We start from the raw sequence: 17926 nt of genomic DNA, 5'->3' as shown, positions 1-17926 counted from the left end.
TCACGTCAGAAGCTCCGCCGCCGTCACGATCGATCGGGCGACGTCGGAGAGCTTCATCTTTCCGTTCATGGCCGCGTTGCGCATCAGCCGATAGGCCTCCGCCTCGTCGAGACCCTTCTGTTTCATCAGGATGCCCTTGGCGCGCTCGATGGTCTTGCGGTCGGCGAGCTCGTCGCGGGCGCGCTGCAGCTCCTGGCGCAGGTGGTCGAAGGCGTTGAAGCGCGAGACGGTCATGTCGAGGATCGACTTGACCCGCTCCTTCTTCAGCCCGTCGACGATATAGGCCGAGACGCCGGCATCGACCGAGGCCTCGATCGAGGCGGTGTCCGACTGGTCGACGAACATGGCGACCGGCCGCTTCACCGTGCGCGACACCTGGAACATCTGTTCGAGCACGTCGCGCGACGGGCTCTCGAGGTCGATCAGGATGACGTCGGGGTCGATCTCGAAGATGCGGCGCAGCAGCTCGTGCGTGGTGTCGAGGCGGACGACCGAGACGTGACCAGCCTCGCGCAGCCCGTCCTCGAGGACGGCGGCACGGGCCGGATTCTCGTCGATCACCAGGATCGTCAGGGTCTTGTCGGCCAAGGACGCACTCACGCTTCGGACAGGGCATCTTCGTCTCGCCTCGCGGCCGGGGCAAGGCCCGCGCCGACCGTCGTCCCGCTCATTCCGCCGCCTCCGCCGTGACGGTCGATCGGGCATCGGCGAGGATGCGGGCGATCTCCGGACGGCAGGAGCCGCAGTTGGTGCCGGCGCGGAGCTTGTCGCCGATCGCCGCGACGCTGGCGCAGCCCTCTGCGACCGCGTCGCGGATCTGGTTGATGCCAATGCCGAAACACGAGCAGACGCGGCGGCCGGGATCGGCGCGGGCGCCCGTCGGGCGTCCGGCGAGGAGGGTGATCGCCTCGCCGGCATCGATGTCTTCGGCGAAGCGGCCGACCAGCCAGTCGCGCGACGCCTCGACCGGCTCGGGCGCGACGAAGAGCAGGCCGACGACCGCGCCGTCGGCGATCGCGGCGAGGCGGAGCCGGCCACGGGCGCGGTCCTCCAGCACGATCGTCTCGACGTCGCCGAAGAGGGCGCGCGCCAGGGCGGCGGGGTCTTCGAGCGGGGTCGCGCCGGCGAGTTCGAGGCGATGGCCGCCGACGACACGGGCGCGGGCCCAGTAGTCGGTCGCGGGTACGGGATCGTCGTGGCGGGTGACGGCGAAGCCGTGCCAGCGGGCGGCGAAGGGGGCGAGCGCCACGACGTCGGCCTTCGATTCCGGCTGACCGGAGATCGGATCGGTCGCCGGTGCGATCAGCGCGTCGACGCGGGCGCATGAGGCGAAACGATCGGTCCAGTGCAGCGGCACGAAGACGCCGCCTTCCGGCTGGCGGTCGGTGACGAGGGCGCGCACCACGATCTCGGCGCGGTCGGAGGTGACCCGCACGAGGCTCGCGGGTTTGATGCCGAGGCGGGCGGCGTCCGTGGGCGCGATCTCGGCGAAGGGTTCGGCGACGTGGGAGGAGAGCGTCGGGGCGACACCGGTGCGCGTCATCGTGTGCCACTGGTCGCGGATGCGGCCGGTGTTGAGGCGGAAGGGGCGTTCCGCCGTCGTCGCCGCGCGGGGCGCGCGATAGGGCGTCGGCACGAAGCGGCCGCGACCGTCGGGGGTGAAGAAGCGGCCGTCGGCGAAGAAGCGGCGGTCGCCGTTCGGCGCCGCCTCGCCCTTGCGGCGCGGCCACTGGAAGGGGGGGAGCGCCTCGAAGCCGTCGTCGGCGAGGTCGTCGAAGGCGGAGATGTCGAAGTCGCGGGCGATCTCGGGGCGATGGCCGGAGAGGCCGGCGTGTTCGCGGAAGATCGCCGCCGGGCCGGCCCAGGCGAAGGCGTCGACGAAGCCGAGGCGGCGGGCGACTTCCGCGAGCGCCCACCAGTCCGGTCGCGCCTCGCCGGGGGCGGCGCGGAAGCGGCGCTGGCGCGAGATCCGGCGCTCGGAATTGGTCACCGTGCCGTCCTTCTCGCCCCAGGCCTCGGCCGGCAGCAGGACATGGGCGAGCGCGGTGGTGTCGGTCGCGGCCATCACGTCGGAGACGACGACGAAGGGGCAGTTCGCGATGGCGCGCTTCACCCGATCGGCGTCGGGCAGGCTGTCGACCGGGTTGGTCGCCATGATCCACAGCGCCTTGATCTCGCCGCGCTCGACCGCGTCGAAGAGATCGACCGCCTTGAGGCCCGGCGTCTCGGCGACGGTCGGGGCCTGCCAGAAGTCGCGGACGAGGTCGCGATGGGCGGGGTCGGCGAGTTCGAGATGGGCGGCGAGCTGGTTCGCCAGCCCTCCGACCTCGCGGCCGCCCATGGCGTTGGGCTGGCCGGTGACCGAGAAGGGACCCGCGCCCTCGCGGCCGATGCGGCCGGTGAGGAGGTGGCAATTGACGATGGCGTTGACCTTGTCGGTGCCGGCCGACGACTGGTTCACGCCCTGCGAATAGACCGTGACGACCTTCTCGGTCGCGGCGAAGAGGGCGAAGAAGGCCTCGATGTCGGGGGCTGCCAGGCCGGTGACGCGGGCGACTTCGGCGATGTCGGCGAAGGGGGCGGCGGCGTCGAGGGCCGCTTCGAGGCCGCTGGTGTGGTCGGCGACGAAGGCGGCGTCGCGTTTCCCCGCGCGCTCCAGCGCCAGGAGGAGGCCGGCGAAGAGGGCGACGTCGGTGCCGGGGGCGAGGCCCAGATGGAGATCGGCGATCTCGCTCGTCGCGGTGCGGCGCGGGTCGACGGTGACGACGCGCATGCGCGGGCGCGCCGCCTTGGCGGCGGCGAGGCGCTGGTGGAGCACCGGGTGGCACCAGGCGAGATTGGAGCCGACGAGGACGACGAGGTCGGCCTTCTCGAGATCCTCGTAGGTCTGCGGCACGGTGTCGGTGCCGAAGGCGCGCTTGTGGCCGGCGACCGAGGAGGCCATGCAGAGGCGCGAGTTGGTGTCGACGTTGGCCGAGCCGACGAAGCCCTTCATCAGCTTGTTGGCGACGTAATAGTCCTCGGTCAGGATCTGGCCGGAGAGATAGAGCGCGACCGAATCCGGCCCGTGTTCGTCGATCGCGGCGCGGAGCGTGCCGGCGACGCGGTCGAGCGCCTCGTCCCAGGTCGCGCGGGCGCCGTCGATCATGGGGTGGAGGAGACGGCCCTCGTCGGTCAGGGTCTCGGCGAGTGCCGAGCCCTTGACGCAGAGGCGGCCGAAATTCGCCGGATGATCGGGATCGCCGGAAACCGTCACCCGACCGTCGGCATGGACGTCGGCCTTCACGCCGCAGCCGGTGCCGCAATAGGGGCAGGTGGTGAGGGTCGAACGGACGATGTCGGACATGCGGGTCTCTCGATCGGAGGGGGCTCGTATCGGACGGGGGGTGTTTCGGTTCGCAGTCTCTGTTCGGCTTCACCCTGAGGTGCCCGACCGCAAGGTCGGGCCTCGAAGGGCGAAGCCACGACGGGTCTTGCCTCTCGGCCCTTCGCGCTTCGAGGCCCGGCTGCGCCGGGCACCTCAGCATGAAGGGCCTCTGCACGACCGCCGCGGACCGCCGCACCACCCCGGTCTCACTCGGCGGCGAGCGCCTCGGGCGCGATGCCGAGGCGGAGGCGGCCGGCATCGACCTCGACCGGGAACGCGGTCGCGCAGCCCTCGTCGGCGCCGGTCGCCTCGCCCGAGGTCAGGTCGATCACCCAGTTGTGCAGCGGGCAGGCGACCTTGCGGCCGTGGACGATGCCGTCGGCGAGCGGGCCGCCACGGTGGGGGCAGCGGTTCTCGAGGGCGAAGGCGTCGCCGTCGGCGGTGCGGAAGACCGCGATCTCGCGGCCGGCGATGCGGACGGTGCGGGCGGAGAGCGGCGGGATCTCGTCGATCGGCCCGAGGTCGTACCATTGCGTCATGGCGGATCTCCTCATTCGGCGGCGAGCGCCGGGACGATGGTCAGGGGTTCGAACTCGTGGGCATCGGTGCCGGCGACACGCTCGGCCCAGGGGTCGATCTGCGCGAAGGTCTGCGAGTGGAGGAAGCGTTCGTGGAAGGCCTTGCGGGAAGCCGCGTCCTCGACGATCGCCGCCTTGATCGCGTCGAGGCCGACGCGGTCCTGCCACTTGTAGATCCGCTCGAGATAGAGCCCGCCCTCGCGGTACATCTGCAGGAGCGCGGCCGAGTACTCGAGCACCTCCTCCTCGGTCTCGACGTGGCAGAGGAGGTCGGTCGCCCGCACGTGGAGACCGGCGGCGCCGGAGATGTGGATGTCGTAGCCCGAATCGACACAGACGACGCCGATGTCCTTGATCGTCGCTTCCGAGCAGTTGCGCGGGCAGCCGGAGACGCCGAGCTTGACCTTGGCCGGCGTCCACGAGCCCCACATCAGCTTCTCGAGCTTGACGCCGAGGCCCATGCTGTCCTGCGTGCCGAAGCGGCACCAGGTCTTGCCGACGCAGGTCTTCACCGTGCGCAGGCCCTTGGAATAGGCGTGGCCGGAGACCATGCCGGCGTCGTTGAGGTCCTTCCAGATCGCGGTCAGGTTCTCTTTCGGTACGCCGAGGAGATCGATGCGCTGGCCGCCGGTCATCTTGACGAGCGGCACGGCGTGCTTCTCGGCGATGTCGGCGATGGCGCGCAGTTCCGCTGCCGTCGTCAGGCCGCCCCACATGCGCGGGACGACCGAGAAGGTGCCGTCCTTCTGGATGTTGGCGTGCAGGCGTTCGTTGACGAAGCGCGAGCGGCCGTCGTCGACGTATTCGCCGGGGAAGTCGCAGACGAGGTAGTAGTTGAGCGCCGGGCGGCAGGTCGAACAGCCGTTCGGCGTCTTCCAGCCGAGCTCCTGCATCACCGCCGGGATCGACTTCAGACCCTTGGACCGGATAAGCTCGCGGACCTCGCCATGTGTATGCTCGGTGCATTTGCACATGGTCTTGCGGGCCGGGCCGGCGAAGGCGGCGCCGAGCGTCGCGGCGATCACATGCTCGACCTTCTGTGTGCACTGGCCGCAGGAGCCCGAGGCCTTGGTGACGGCGCGGACCTCGTCGAGCGTGGTCAGGCCCCCGTCCTTGATCGCGCGGACGATCGTTCCCTTGCAGACGCCGTTGCAGCCGCAGATTTCCGCCTCATCCGGCAAGGCTGCAACGGCCGCCGTAGGGTCCAGCGGGGCGCCCCCCTGATGGGCGGCGCCGAAGATCAGGGTGTCGCGCATGGCGGCGACGTCGGTCTTGTCGCGGATCAGGTCGAAGAACCACGCGCCCTCGGCGGTGTCGCCGTACATCACGGCACCGACGAGACGATCGCCCTCGAGCACGAGGCGGCGATACTGACCACGTGCGGGATCGCGCAGGACGATGTCCTCGCGACCCTCGGCGGACGCGAAGTCGCCGGCGGAGAAGAGATCGCAGCCGGTGACCTTGAGCTTGGTCGAGAGCTCCTTCGGCGCGAAGGCGGCGTCCCGGCCGAGCAGCGTCGCGGCGAGGACCTTGGCCTGATCGAAGAGGGGGGCGACGAGGCCGAAGAGCTGGCCTTCGAACTCGACGCATTCGCCGAGCGCCAGCACGTCGGGGTCGGAGGTCACCATCTGCTGCGAGACGAGGACGCCGCGGTTGACGGCGAGGCCGGCGGCGCGGGCGACGGTCGTCTCCGGACGGATGCCGACGGCCATGACCACGAGATCGGCGGGGATCACCGTGCCGTCGGCGAGTTCGACGGCTTCGACGCGGGTCTCGCCGAGGATCGCCCTCGTTGAGGCGTTCAGGAGAACCGAAATGCCGCGCTTCTCGAGGTCGCGCTTCAGGAGCCAGCCGGCGGATTCGTCGAGCTGGCGCTCCATCAGGTGGCCCATCAGGTGGACGACCGTCACCTCCATGCCGCGGAGCCTGAGGCCCGCCGCCGCCTCGAGGCCGAGGAGGCCGCCGCCGATGACGACGGCGCGGGTCTCGGGCTTCGCTGCGGCGATCATCGCGGTGGTGTCGTCGAGGTCGCGATAGGCGACGACGCCGGGGAGGTCCTTGCCCGGGACCGGGATGATGAAGGGCGCCGAGCCGGTGGCGATGACGAGCTTGTCGTAAGGAACGGTGCCCTTCTCGCCGGTGACGGTCTTGGCCTTGGTGTCGATCGCCACGACGCGCTCGCCGAAGCGGCAGGCGACGCCGTTCGCCGCGTACCAGGCGTCGTCGTGGGTGACGATCTCGTCGTAGGTCTTCTCGCCGGAGAGCACCGGCGACAGCATGATGCGGTTGTAGTTGCCGCGCGGCTCGGCGTTGAAGAGCGTCACCTCGTAGGCCGTGGGATCTGCCTCGAAGAGGTATTCGAGGGCACGGCCCGAGGCCATGCCGGCGCCGACGACGACGAGTTTCTTGGGGGCGGGTGCGGTCATGGGAACCTCGCTCACGAATGCTTTGCGGCGACCGCGCGGGCCGGACGACCGGCGCCGGCATCGGCGTTGGCTGGGGGCTTCTTCGGGGCGGCGCCGTGCTCGTATTCGGCGAGGAAGGCATGGATCTCCTCGCGATATTCCCAGTAGCGGGGGTGTTCGAGCAGGGCGCGGCGGGTGCGCGGGCGCGGCATGTCGATCTCGACGATCTTGCCGATCTTGGCGTTCGGACCGTTGGTCATCATCACCACGCGGTCGGCCAGAAGGATCGCCTCGTCGACGTCGTGGGTGACGCAGATCGCGGTGACGCGGGTGCGGGTCCACACCTCCATCAGCACTTCCTGCAGCTGCCAGCGCGTCAGGCTGTCGAGCATGCCGAAGGGCTCGTCGAGCAGCAGCAGCTTCGGCGACAGCGCGAAGGCGCGGGCGATGCCGACGCGCTGGCGCATGCCGTTCGACATGTCGGAGGCCGGCTTGTCGAGACTGTCGGCGAGGCCGACGCGAGCGAGGTAGTATTCGGCGATCTCGGCCTTCTCGGCCTTCGTCGCGGTCGGATAGACCTCGTCGCAGCCGAGCAGGACGTTTTCCTTGGCCGAGAGCCAGGGGAACAGGCTCGGCGCCTGGAACACCACGGCGCGGTCGGGGCCGGCCTGATCGACTTCGCGGCCGTCGAGCACGATGCCGCCGAGCGACACGTCGGTGAGGCCGGCGACCATGGTCAGAACCGTCGACTTGCCGCAGCCGGAATGGCCGATCAGCGAGACGAATTCGCCGCGCCTCATGTTGAGGTCGAAGCCGTCGACGACGGTCAGCGGGCCCTTCTGCGTCGGGTAGATCTTCTTCACCTCGTCGAACTCGACGAAGCGCTCGACGATGCCGGTCTTCGGCCGCGCCGCTTCCGCCCAGGCCTTGGGCAGGGGGGAGCCGTTCTTCATCGCGGCGCGGGCCTCGCGGGCGGCGGCCTTCACGCGTGCCACGTCCTCGCGGAAGTGGACGGGGATGACGTTGGGCAGCGTCCGACCGTCGTCCTCGGCACCCTGTTCGATGCCCATGTCCATCAGGCACTGGGTGATCTCGGCGCGCAGGCGCTTGAAGGCGGGATCGTGGCTCGACGCGGTACGGTCGCGCGGGCGGGGGAGGTCGATCACGAATTCCTTGGCCAGCGTCGCGCCGGGGCCGACGGTCAGCGGGATGATGCGGTCGGCGAGCAACAGCGCCTCGTCGACGTCGTTGGTGACGAGGACGACGGTCTTCTTGTCCTGCGACCAGATGCGTTCGATCTCGTCGCCGAGCTTGGCGCGGGTCAGCGCGTCCAGCGCCGACAACGGCTCGTCGAGGAGCAGCACCTCCGGGCTCATGGCCAGCGCCCGGGCGATGCCGACGCGCTGGCGCATGCCGCCGGAGAGCTCGGCCGGGCGACGGTCGCGGGCATGGCTCAGGCCGACCATGTCGATGTATTTGGCGACGCGCGCTTCGCGCTCGGCGGCGGTCTCGTGCGGGAACACGGTCTCGACCGCCAGCATGATGTTGCCGTGGACGGTGAGCCAGGGCATCAGCGAATAGGACTGGAAGACGATGCCGCGTTCCGGTCCCGGCGCGCGGATCGGCTCGCCCTTCATCAGCGCCTCGCCGCCGTCCGGCATCACCAGCCCGGCGATGGTGGAGATCAGCGTCGTCTTGCCCGAGCCGGAGAAGCCGAGGATGGCGACGAACTCGCCGTCGCGGATCGAGAGGTTGACGTCGGCGAGCACGTGGGTGACGCCGTTGCCCGAGCCGTAGGACTTCGAGACGTGCTTCAGTTCGATGATCGGGGTCGGATCGCTCATGGCTTCCTCCCTCAGCGCTTGGCGGAGAAGGTGAAGGCGGCCTGCAGCGCGTACATCACGCGGTCGAGCAGGAAGCCGATGATGCCGATGGTGAAGACGGCGACCATGATGCGGGCGAGCGAGGCGGCCGAGCCGTTCTGGAACTCGTCCCACACGAATTTGCCGAGGCCGGGGTTCTGGGCGAGCATTTCGGCGGCGATCAGCACCATCCAGCCGACGCCCAGCGACAGGCGCATGCCGGTGAAGATCAGCGGCAGCGACGACGGGATCACCAGCTTGAAGACCTTCTTCGCCCAGCCGAGGCGGAGCACCCTGGCGACGTTCATCAGGTCCTTGTCGATCGAGGCGACGCCGAGGGAGGTGTTGATCAGGGTCGGCCACAGCGAGCACAGCGTCACGGTGATCGCCGAGACGAGGAAGGACTTCTCGAACATCGGGTCGTTCGAGGTGTAGAGCGCCGAGACGACCATGGTGACGAGCGGCAGCCAGGCGAGCGGCGAAACCGGCTTGAAGATCTGCACGAAGGGATTGATCGCGGCATTCACCGTCGGCGACAGGCCGGCGAGGATGCCGAGCGGTACGGCGATCAGCGTGCCGATGAGGAAGCCGGTGAAGACGGTCTTCAGCGAGGTCACGATCTTGTCGACGTAGGTCGGCTTGCCGACGTAGGACTTCGCCTTGATCTCGACCTTCGGATCGGCGGCGCGCGCCTCGGCGATGCGCTTGTCTTGCCGCTCGTAGAAGGCCTTCTCCTTGGCGCGCTCGGCGGCATGATCGGCGATCAGCACGCCGAACTGTTCCCACACCGCCGCCGGCCCCGGAATGGCGCCGAGCGAGGTCTGGACGCGGGGAGCGAGCGTTGCCCACAGCGCGAGGAAGATCGCGATCGCCAGCACCGGCACGCCGGCGAGCCGCCACAGTTCGCGACCTTGCGCCTTCGGGCTGTCGCCGCCGACGATTCTGAGGATCGGCACGACGAAGCCGAGGCCGAAGACCGAGAGCCAGCCCTCGATCTTGTTGATGCGCGCGAACCAGCGCTGGCGGCGGGCTTCGCGTTCGGCCGAGACGGCGGCGTCGGCGAGGAGTGGGTCGGTGGCGACGGTCATGGGTCGATCCATCTTCGCTGGAGCCGCGGTGGTCGCCGGGCTCGGTCACTTGATCGGTCTGGGAACGGGGGGCGGGGCGCGCGGCCCCGCTCGGCGCCCGGAGCCGTGGCTCCGGGCAGGGGCGCATCAGCCCTGGACGGCGTTGGCGACCACCTTCTGGGCGCCCTTGAGGCCGATCGCGAGGGCGTCGACGTAGGCGTTGGGCTTCTTGCCGTCGAAGGGGACCTTGTCCATGAAGCCGGCATCGACCGCCTTGTATCCGTCGGAGCCGAAGGGGAAGTCCTCGCGCCTCGCCTTGCCTTCGGCGACCAGTGCCTCGGCGGCCGCGAGGTAGATGTCCGGGCGGTAGACCTTCTTGGCGGTCTCGGCGTACCACTCGTCCGACTTCGCCTCCGGGATCTGACCCCAGCGGCGCATCTGGGTCAGGTACCAGACGGCGTCGGAGAGATAGGGGTAGGTGGCGAAGTACTTGAAGAAGACGTTGAAGTCGGGAACCGGACGCTTGTCGCCCTTCTCGTATTCGAAGGTGCCGGTCATCGAGTTGGCGATGACCTTCTCGTCGGCGCCGACATAGTCGGACTTCGACAGGATCTTCACCGCTTCCGCACGATTCTTGCCGTTGCCCTCGTCGAGCCACTGGCAGGCGCGGATCATCGCCTTGGTGATGGCCAGCAGCGTGTTGGGGTTCTCTTCGGCCCACTTCTTCGTGACGCCGAAGACCTTCTCCGGATTGTTCTTCCAGATCTCGTCGTCGGTGATCACCGGCACGCCGATGCCCTTGAAGACCGCGGCCTGGTTCCACGGCTCGCCGACGCAGTAGCCCATGATGGTGCCGGCCTCCATGGTCGCCGGCATCTGCGGCGGCGGCGTCACCGAGAGCAGCGCCTCGGCGAGGATCTGGCCGGAGACGTTCTCGGGCGAATAGAAGCCGGGATGGATGCCGCCGGCGGCGAGCCAGTAGCGGAGCTCGTAGTTGTGGGTCGAAACCGGGAAGACCATGCCCATGTTGAAGGCCTTGCCGTCGGCCTTCAGCTTGTCGATCACCGGCTTCAGGCTGGACGCCGAGATCGGATGCACCGGCTTGCCGTCGGGGCCGGCCGGGACGTGCTTCTTCATCTCCGCCCAGACGGCGTTGGAGACGGTGATGGCGTTGCCGTTGAGGTCCATCGACAGCGGCGTGATCACTTCCGCCTTGGTGCCGAAGCCGATGGTGGCGCCGATCGGCTGGCCGGCCAGCATGTGGGCGCCGTCGAGTTCGCCGGTGATGACGCGGTCGAGGTTGACCTTCCAGTTGGCCTGCGCCTCGAGGCTCACCTGGAGGCCCTCGTCCTCGAAGAAGCCCTTCTCCTGGGCGATGGCGAGCGGCGCCATGTCGGTCAGCTTGATGAAGCCGAGCTTCACCACGTCCTTCTCGAGCTTCAGCGGCGCGGCGACGGCGCGGCCGACGATCGAGGTCGAGATCAGCGCCGAGGCGCCGACCGCGGCGGTGGAGAGCAGGAAGCGGCGGCGCGACGGCCCGGGATTGAACGGCGTGTTCGACATGGAACCCCCTCGGTTGATCGTGTCGAGTGCGAACGGCGAGGGAGAGGTCACGGCGCGGCCGGAGATGGGCGCGAGGACGTACGACCCGGTTCGTCGATGCGGCGGCGAGAGGACCGGAAAGGCCGTGCCGCGGGTTCGAGAACCGCCCCTACCGCTCGATCCCGTCGATGGGTCGAATTGGTGGACGTTGGGTCGTCGTTGACCGGGAACTTCTTTGCAGGTGCCGTGCCAATCGTGCCGCGGTGCAGCGCGATGAAACAAATCAATGACTTGCCCCATTCGTGCGATTGTGGTGCACGGTCGCTCACCGCAGAAACGCGCTCGAGATGCGAGCGATTGGGCAATTCTCGAGCAGAAGCCGCGACTGCATCATGAGCATGCATACGTCTTCGGCGGGCGGTCGGCGCGCGTTTCGGGCCGTGGCGAAACCGCGATGACACCCGGTTCGGCTGCCGTAGCGGCATCGGGGGGCGCCGAAGGCGGGGCGTCGCGGGCGCAAACTTGACATTCGTGCCGGGTCATGGCGATTTGCCGCCGCCGAGCCTCGCCGGACACGTTCCGGCGCGACGGTCGTCGCGACCGGTCGAGCGAGGCGAGGAAGAAGGGACGGCGGCACCCGCCGACGCGGCCCACTTCCGCCGAGAACGGACGATCCGGACATGCGCAGCTATCTCGAATTCGAAAAGCCGATCGCCGACCTCGAAGGGCAGATCCAGGAACTGCGCACGCTCGCCGAGCAGGGTTCGGCGGTCGACGTCAAGGACGAGATCGCCAAGCTCGAGGCCAAGGCCTCGCAGGCGCTGGCCGAGATCTACCAGAAGCTCAGCCCCTGGCAGAAGACGTTGGTGGCGCGCCATCCCGACCGGCCGCATTTCGTCGACTACGTCGGCGCGCTGGTCGAGGACTTCACGCCGATGGCCGGCGACCGCGCCTTCGGCGAGGACGCGGCGATCGTCGGCGGCTTCGGCCGTTTCCGTGGTCAGCCGGTGTGCATCATGGGCCACGAGAAGGGCTCGGACACCGCGACCCGCATCAAGCACAATTTCGGCATGGCCAAGCCCGAGGGCTATCGCAAGGCGGTGCGGCTGATGGAGACGGCGGAGCGCTTCGGCCTGCCGGTCGTCAGCCTCGTCGACACTGCCGGCGCCTATCCCGGCATCGGCGCCGAGGAACGCGGCCAGGCGGAAGCCATCGCGCGGTCGACCGACGCCTGCCTCGGCCTCGGCGTGCCCAACATCTCGGTGATCATCGGTGAGGGCGGCTCGGGCGGCGCCATCGCCATCGCCGCGACCAACCGCGTCTACATGCTGGAGCATGCGATCTATTCGGTGATCTCGCCGGAGGGCGCGGCCTCGATCCTGTGGCGCGACAGCGCCCGGGCGCAGGACGCGGCGACCGGCATGAAGATCACGGCGCAGGACCTCTTCGGCTTCAAGATCGTCGACGGTGTCGTCGCCGAGCCGCTGGGTGGTGCCCATCGTGCGCCGGAAAAAGTGATCGGCGCGGTCGGCGACGCGATCGAGAAGGCGCTCGCCGATCTCTCCGCCCTGACGCCCGACCAGGTGCGCGACGCCCGCCACGAGAAATTCCTGGCGATCGGCCGCTCGCTCTGAGTCATCCGCAGCAACGCGGTTTTGCCGCAATGGGTCGATATCTGCTAGACTGGGTCGACGTTCGGGGGGTATCTCTCGATCTCTCGGGGACCGGTTGGGAAATCGGTAACCAAGTCGCAAGGTCGGGGACCTAAGCTGACGTCTGCATGCCGCCGTGGCGATCGAGGGATCGGCGCGATGCGGCAAACGGGTTCGAACGGTCGCGCGTCGTCGAGGCGCGGGGCCTTCGCGAATCGCGTCGCGTTCGGGTGGAAGATGGCGATCAAGACGATGCTGCGGCTCTTCATGGCCGTGTCGATCGGGCTCCTCGTGGCCTCCTGTCAGGACGACATGCAGTCGTCCCTCGGGGGATCCACCAAACACCTCATGCCGCTGAAGCCCGAGGTGCTGGCCCTGATGGAGACCAAGGGCATGCGCAAGGAGGATCCGATCCTCGTGCGCGTCTACAAGCAGGAATCGACGCTCGAAGTATGGAAGCGCGACCGCACCGGCCGCTTCGCCATGCTCAAGAGCTATCCGCTGTGCACCTGGGGTGGCACGATCGGTCCGAAGATCCGCGAAGGCGACAAGCAGTCGCCCGAGGGCTTCTACACCGTCACGCCGGGGCGGATGAACCCCAACTCGCAGTTCCACCTCGCCTATGACGTCGGCTATCCCAACGCCTTCGACCGCGCCTGGAACCGCACCGGTTCGGCCGTCATGGTGCACGGCAGCTGCGTCAACTCGGCCGGCTGTTTCATCGTCACCGACGAGCAGGTCGAAGAGCTCTACGCGCTGGCGCGCGAGGCCTTCAACGGCGGCCAGAAGAGCTTCCAGCTCCAGGCCTTCCCGTTCAAGATGACGGCGGAGAACTTCGCCAAGCATCGCAAGAACCCGAACATGGCCTTCTGGAAGAACCTGAAGGAAGGCGCCGACCAGTTCGAGGTGACCAAGCTCGAGCCCAAGGTCGACGTCTGCGAGAAGCACTACGTCTTCGGCGCCCAGACGACCGATCCCAACTCGACGATGTTCAATCCGACCGGCGCCTGTCCGAGCTACGAGGTCCCGGGCGATCTCAAGCAGGCGGTCGCGGCCAAGGAAGCCGCCGACGAGAAGGCCTTCAAGGTCGCCGTCGCCGAGCTCGACGAACACGCCAAGGCCGAGGAAGAGAAGGCGCGCAAGATCGAACAGCGTGCCATCGCCGAGGCCGAGGAGAAGGCCAAGCCCAAGCCCGGCACCAAGATCGCCTCGTGGCTCGGCGCCAAGCCGGAACCGGAGGAGGTCGGCGACACCTCGATGGCCGGCACGCCCTTCGCGGTGCCGCTGCCCAAGCCCTCGCCGCGCGGCCTGCCGACCCAGGTCGCCGCCGCGCCGACGGAGCCCGCCCAGGCGCCGACCGCCAGCTTCTCCGAGCGCTTCCTGTCCTTCGGCCAGCCCTCGAAGCCCGCCGACCCGGCCGCCGCCGCGGTCAACGGCGGCGAGGAGAAGCCGCTGTGGAAGAAGATCAATCCCTTCGGCGGCTGATCGGTCGCCGGAAGGATCTCGTATTCGTCGAAGAGCCGCGCGGAGCACCCGTCGCGGCTCTTCGTCGTTTCAGGATCGCGCGCGGCGTGGCGGGTCGGTCCGTGGCGGGCCGCCGAGCGTCGAGTTCCCGAAGTCCCCGTCCGTCGCTCAGACGTGCATCGGCGACAGGATGGCCGGAGTTCCCGGTGCGAGCCAGGGTCCGCGGACCATCAGGCCGGTCTCGTCGGCGACGGGGCGCGCTCCGCGCCAGTCGAGGCGATCGGGGCCGACGTGGACCCGGGCGAACGCGGCGGAGGTCCCCAGCGCCGCGGCGATCGCCGCGAGCGGCGGGATCTCGGGCGCGACGACGTCGAGGAGTTCGAGCATGGTCTCGTCCTCCTCGATCGCCACGACGGCGTCGAGATCGGGGAGATGAAAGAGGGCGATCTCCGGGCACTCGACCGTCGCGAGGAGGAAGAGTGCGGGATGGTTCACCGCCGCGCAGACGCGGGAGACCGGGGTCCGGCGGACGAAGAGCGCGCGGACGAGGGCGAGATCGGCATCGTTGTCGAGCGACAGGCGGCGGTGGTTCGCGGCGGCGCCCGTCGCGGCGATCGGGCCTTCGAAGACGGTCTCGCCGATCGAGCGAAAGCCGAAGGGGCGGTAGAGCGACGGGGTTCCGGTATAGAGGACGAGGCGATCGCTCCGCGTCTCGGCATGGGCGAGCGCCCGTGTCATCAGATCGCGGAAGAGACCGCGACCGCGCCATTCGGGCCGCACCGCCACCGACTGCACCCCGAGCGCCGCGCCGCGGCGCCCGTCGAGCCACAGGGTCGTGTCGAAGAGGCTCACGTTGGCGACCAAGGTGTCGCCGAGCCACCAGCCGAAGGCGACGACGCTCGGATCGTGGCCGAGCCGATCGAGGGGCGAGACGTCGAGCGCGAAGACGTCGCGGATCAGCCGCGCCAGTTCGCCCCGTCCGGAGGGCGTGGCGGCGTAGTCGCAACGGTAGACGAGATCCGACATCGGAGGTGGTCTCCCTCGGGAGGAGGCGGGCCGTTCAGGGCACGGGACGGGCGGCGCCCGTCGTGTCGTAGCACGTCTCGACGACGTCGCGCCCGTCTCCCCGAAACGACGAAGGCCGCCCGGAGGCGGCCTTCGCGGAAGGATCGGCGTCGCCCGATCAGGCGAAGGCGCCGTGGCAGTGCTTGTACTTCTTGCCCGAGCCGCAGGGGCAGGGCGCGTTGCGCGAGACCTGGCCCCAGGTGGTCGGATCGGCCGGATCGACGGCGCGGCCGAGCGGCGCATCGCCGGTGATCTGGTCGCGACCGGTCGAGGCGTCGAGATGGCTCGCCGCGACGCCTTCGATCGGCTGCGGCTCGGCCGGGGCCAGTTCGACGCGCATCATCTGGGCGGTGACGGCGCGGCGCAGGCCGGTCAGCAGGGCCTCGAACAGGGTGAAGGCCTCGGTCTTGTACTCGTTCAGCGGATCGCGCTGGGCGTAGCCGCGGAAGCCGATGACCTGGCGCAGGTGGTCGAGGGTGACGAGATGCTCGCGCCACAGGTGGTCGAGCGTCTGGAGGAGCACGGCCTTCTCGACGTAGCGCATGGTCTCGGGACCGAAGCGCTCGGTCTTGTCGTCCATGATGGCGTCGGCGGCGGCGGTGACGCGGTGGATCACCTCGTCCTCGGCGATGCCCTCTTCCTTGGCCCAGTCGGAGATCGCCAGTTCCATGCCGAGCATGTCGGCGATCTCGTCGTGCAGGCCGGGCACGTCCCACTGTTCGGGATAGGCGTGCTCGGGGATGTGCTTCTTGACGAGGTCGTGGATCGCGTCGTGACGCATCGACGTCACGGTCTCCTCGACGTCCTCGCCGGTCATCAGCTCGACGCGCTGCTCGAAGACCACCTTGCGCTGGTCGTTCATGACGTTGTCGAACTTGAGGATGTTCTTGCGGATGTCGAAGTTCCGGGCCTCGACCTTCTGCTGCGCCTTCTCCAGCGCCTTGTTGATCCAGGGATGGACGATCGCTTCGTCCTCCTTGAGACCGAGCTTCTGCAGCATGCCGTCCATGCGGTCGGTGCCGAAGATGCGCATCAGGTCGTCCTGCAGCGACAGGAAGAACTTGGAGCGGCCGGGGTCGCCCTGACGGCCGGAGCGACCGCGCAGCTGGTTGTCGATGCGGCGGCTCTCGTGGCGCTCGGTGCCGAGCACGTAGAGACCGCCGGCCTTCAGCGCCTTCTCCTTGAGCGAGGCGACGGAGGCGCGGATCGCGGTGGCGGCCTCGTCGCGGCCGGGGCCTTCCGGCACTTCGGAGAGCTCGTAGCGGATACGCATGTCGGCGTTGCCGCCGAGCTGGATGTCGGTGCCGCGGCCGGCCATGTTGGTGGCGATGGTGATGGCACCGGGCAGACCCGCCTGCGCCACGATCACGGCTTCCTGCTCGTGATAGCGGGCGTTCAGGACGGTGAAGACCTTCTCGCCGTCGGCGCCCTTGTAGATCATGGCGATCGCCGAAGGGTCGGTCAGGTCGACCTGACGGTAACCCTCCTTCTTCAGCTCCTCGGCCAGATGCTCGGACTTCTCGATCGACGTCGTGCCGACGAGGATCGGCTGGCCGATGTCGTGGCATTCGGTGATCAGGCGGATCACCGCGCGCAGCTTCTCGGCCTCGGTGCGATAGACCTCGTCGTCCTCGTCGGCGCGGGAGATCGGCACGTTGGTCGGGATCTCGAGCACTTCGAGCCCGTAGATGTCGAGGAACTCGTCCGCCTCGGTCAGCGCCGTACCGGTCATGCCGGCGAGCTTCTCGTACATGCGGAAGTAGTTCTGGAAGGTGATCGAGGCGAGCGTCTGGTTCTCGGGCTGGATCTGGACGCGTTCCTTGGCCTCGAGCGCCTGGTGCAGGCCCTCCGAGTAGCGACGGCCGGGCATCATGCGGCCGGTGAACTCGTCGATGATGATCACTTCGCCGTTCTTGACGATGTAGTCCTTGTCGCGCTGGAACAGCGTGTAGGCACGCAGCGCCTGATTGACGTGGTGGACGACCGTGACGTTCTCGACATCGTAGAGATTGTCGCCCTTGAGGAGACCGGCGGCGGTGAGCTGCTGCTCGATCTTGACCATGCCGGCTTCGGTGAAGGACGAGGAGCGCTGCTTCTCGTCGACCTCGTAGTCCTCCTTGGCCTTCAGGCCGGGGATGAAGCGGTCGATGGTGTTGTAGAGGTCGGAGCGGTCGTCGAGCGGGCCGGAGATGATCAGCGGCGTGCGCGCCTCGTCGATCAGGATGCTGTCCACCTCGTCGACGATGGCGTAGGCGTGGCCGCGCTGCACCATCTGCTCGAACTCGTACTTCATGTTGTCGCGCAGATAGTCGAAGCCGAGCTCGTTGTTCGTCCCGTAGGTGACGTCGCAGGCGTAGGCGGCCTTGCGCTCCTCGTCGGTCATACCGTGGACGATGACGCCCGTGGTGAGCCCGAGGAAGCCGTAGATCTGTGCCATCCACTCGGCGTCGCGCTTGGCGAGGTAGTCGTTCACGGTGACGACGTGGACGCCCTTGGCCGGCAGCGCGTTGAGATAGACCGCGAGGGTGGCGACCAGCGTCTTGCCTTCGCCGGTCTTCATCTCGGAGATCTTGCCCTCGTGGAGGACCATGCCGCCGATCATCTGCACGTCGTAGTGACGCTGGCCGATGACGCGCTTGGCAGCCTCGCGCACGGTGGCGAAGGCGGGGACGAGGAGATCGTCGAGATCGGTGCCGGCGGCGAGCTGTTCGCGGAACTGCCGCGTGCGATCGCGCAGTTCGTCGTCCGTCAGCTTGACGAGCTCGGGCTCGAGGGCGGCGATGGCGTCGACCCGCGGACGATACATCTTGATCTTGCGGTCGTTGGCGGTGCCGAAGAGCTTCTTGGCGAGCGTTCCGAGGCCGATCATCTTGGCCCTTCCTCGAGGTCGTGGCTTCTGTGGCGGGCGGCGTCGGAAGACGCAA

The 17926-nt window shown here is 68.6% G+C and carries 11 protein-coding genes; 2 read left to right on the top strand and 9 right to left on the bottom strand.

Features of this window, described 5'->3' with window-relative positions:
• From ACT53U_RS17980 to ACT53U_RS17950, 7 genes are all read right to left on the bottom strand, one after another.
• Complete coding sequence (locus ACT53U_RS17980) at window positions 1-588, bottom strand: ANTAR domain-containing response regulator (RefSeq protein ID WP_476138909.1); 588 nt, start codon at window positions 586-588, stop codon at window positions 1-3.
• Between the two features lie 79 nt (window positions 589-667).
• Entirely contained in the window at window positions 668-3346 is a 2679-nt protein-coding gene (locus ACT53U_RS17975) for a nitrate reductase (protein WP_476157178.1), read from the bottom strand.
• Between the two features lie 227 nt (window positions 3347-3573).
• Entirely contained in the window at window positions 3574-3906 is a 333-nt protein-coding gene (gene nirD / locus ACT53U_RS17970) for a nitrite reductase small subunit NirD (protein WP_476157177.1), read from the bottom strand.
• 11 nt (window positions 3907-3917) lie between these two features.
• A complete protein-coding gene (gene nirB, locus ACT53U_RS17965; RefSeq protein ID WP_476157176.1) occupies window positions 3918-6371 on the bottom strand; it encodes a nitrite reductase large subunit NirB in 2454 nt (817 codons plus the stop codon).
• An 11-nt stretch (window positions 6372-6382) separates the two neighbouring features.
• The gene (locus ACT53U_RS17960; protein WP_476157175.1) at window positions 6383-8194 is read right to left on the bottom strand and encodes an ABC transporter ATP-binding protein; all 1812 of its coding nucleotides are present in this window, start codon (window positions 8192-8194) and stop codon (window positions 6383-6385) included.
• An 11-nt stretch (window positions 8195-8205) separates the two neighbouring features.
• The gene (locus ACT53U_RS17955) at window positions 8206-9300 is read right to left on the bottom strand and encodes an ABC transporter permease (protein ID WP_476157174.1); all 1095 of its coding nucleotides are present in this window, start codon (window positions 9298-9300) and stop codon (window positions 8206-8208) included.
• A 126-nt stretch (window positions 9301-9426) separates the two neighbouring features.
• Window positions 9427-10842: a CmpA/NrtA family ABC transporter substrate-binding protein gene (locus tag ACT53U_RS17950; protein WP_476157173.1), complete on the bottom strand. Its 1416-nt coding sequence runs from the start codon at window positions 10840-10842 to the stop codon at window positions 9427-9429.
• Window positions 10843-11501: 659 nt separating this feature from the next.
• Between ACT53U_RS17950 and ACT53U_RS17945 the strand changes: the two genes are divergently transcribed.
• On the top strand, window positions 11502-12455 hold the full coding sequence (locus ACT53U_RS17945) for an acetyl-CoA carboxylase carboxyltransferase subunit alpha (protein WP_476157172.1): 954 nt from the start codon (window positions 11502-11504) through the stop codon (window positions 12453-12455).
• A 255-nt stretch (window positions 12456-12710) separates the two neighbouring features.
• Window positions 12711-13958 (top strand): L,D-transpeptidase family protein, encoded by a 1248-nt coding sequence (locus ACT53U_RS17940; RefSeq protein ID WP_476157171.1) that lies wholly within the window; start codon window positions 12711-12713, stop codon window positions 13956-13958.
• Between the two features lie 147 nt (window positions 13959-14105).
• Here ACT53U_RS17940 and ACT53U_RS17935 read toward each other — a convergent pair whose 3' ends face one another.
• The gene (locus ACT53U_RS17935) at window positions 14106-14963 is read right to left on the bottom strand and encodes a GNAT family N-acetyltransferase (protein WP_476157170.1); all 858 of its coding nucleotides are present in this window, start codon (window positions 14961-14963) and stop codon (window positions 14106-14108) included.
• 157 nt (window positions 14964-15120) lie between these two features.
• Entirely contained in the window at window positions 15121-17871 is a 2751-nt protein-coding gene (gene secA / locus ACT53U_RS17930) for a preprotein translocase subunit SecA (protein ID WP_476157169.1), read from the bottom strand.
• Window positions 17872-17926: the final 55 nt, after the last annotated feature.

It is taken from the genome of Pinisolibacter sp. DMC19 (genome assembly GCF_056313985.1).
This window is presented reverse-complemented; position numbering and strand designations above follow the sequence as displayed.

Excerpts from the sequence above, each read along its gene's own strand:
- secA (WP_476157169.1), bottom strand. The coding sequence starts at position 17,871 with ATGATCGGCCTCGGAACGCTCGCCAAGAAGCTCTTCGGCACCGCCAAC.
- ACT53U_RS17940 (WP_476157171.1), top strand. The coding sequence starts at position 12,711 with ATGGCGATCAAGACGATGCTGCGGCTCTTCATGGCCGTGTCGATCGGG.
- ACT53U_RS17960 (WP_476157175.1), bottom strand. The coding sequence starts at position 8,194 with ATGAGCGATCCGACCCCGATCATCGAACTGAAGCACGTCTCGAAGTCC.
- ACT53U_RS17935 (WP_476157170.1), bottom strand. The coding sequence starts at position 14,963 with ATGTCGGATCTCGTCTACCGTTGCGACTACGCCGCCACGCCCTCCGGA.
- ACT53U_RS17950 (WP_476157173.1), bottom strand. The coding sequence starts at position 10,842 with ATGTCGAACACGCCGTTCAATCCCGGGCCGTCGCGCCGCCGCTTCCTG.
- ACT53U_RS17945 (WP_476157172.1), top strand. The coding sequence starts at position 11,502 with ATGCGCAGCTATCTCGAATTCGAAAAGCCGATCGCCGACCTCGAAGGG.
- ACT53U_RS17975 (WP_476157178.1), bottom strand. The coding sequence starts at position 3,346 with ATGTCCGACATCGTCCGTTCGACCCTCACCACCTGCCCCTATTGCGGC.
- nirD (WP_476157177.1), bottom strand. The coding sequence starts at position 3,906 with ATGACGCAATGGTACGACCTCGGGCCGATCGACGAGATCCCGCCGCTC.
- nirB (WP_476157176.1), bottom strand. The coding sequence starts at position 6,371 with ATGACCGCACCCGCCCCCAAGAAACTCGTCGTCGTCGGCGCCGGCATG.
- ACT53U_RS17955 (WP_476157174.1), bottom strand. The coding sequence starts at position 9,300 with ATGACCGTCGCCACCGACCCACTCCTCGCCGACGCCGCCGTCTCGGCC.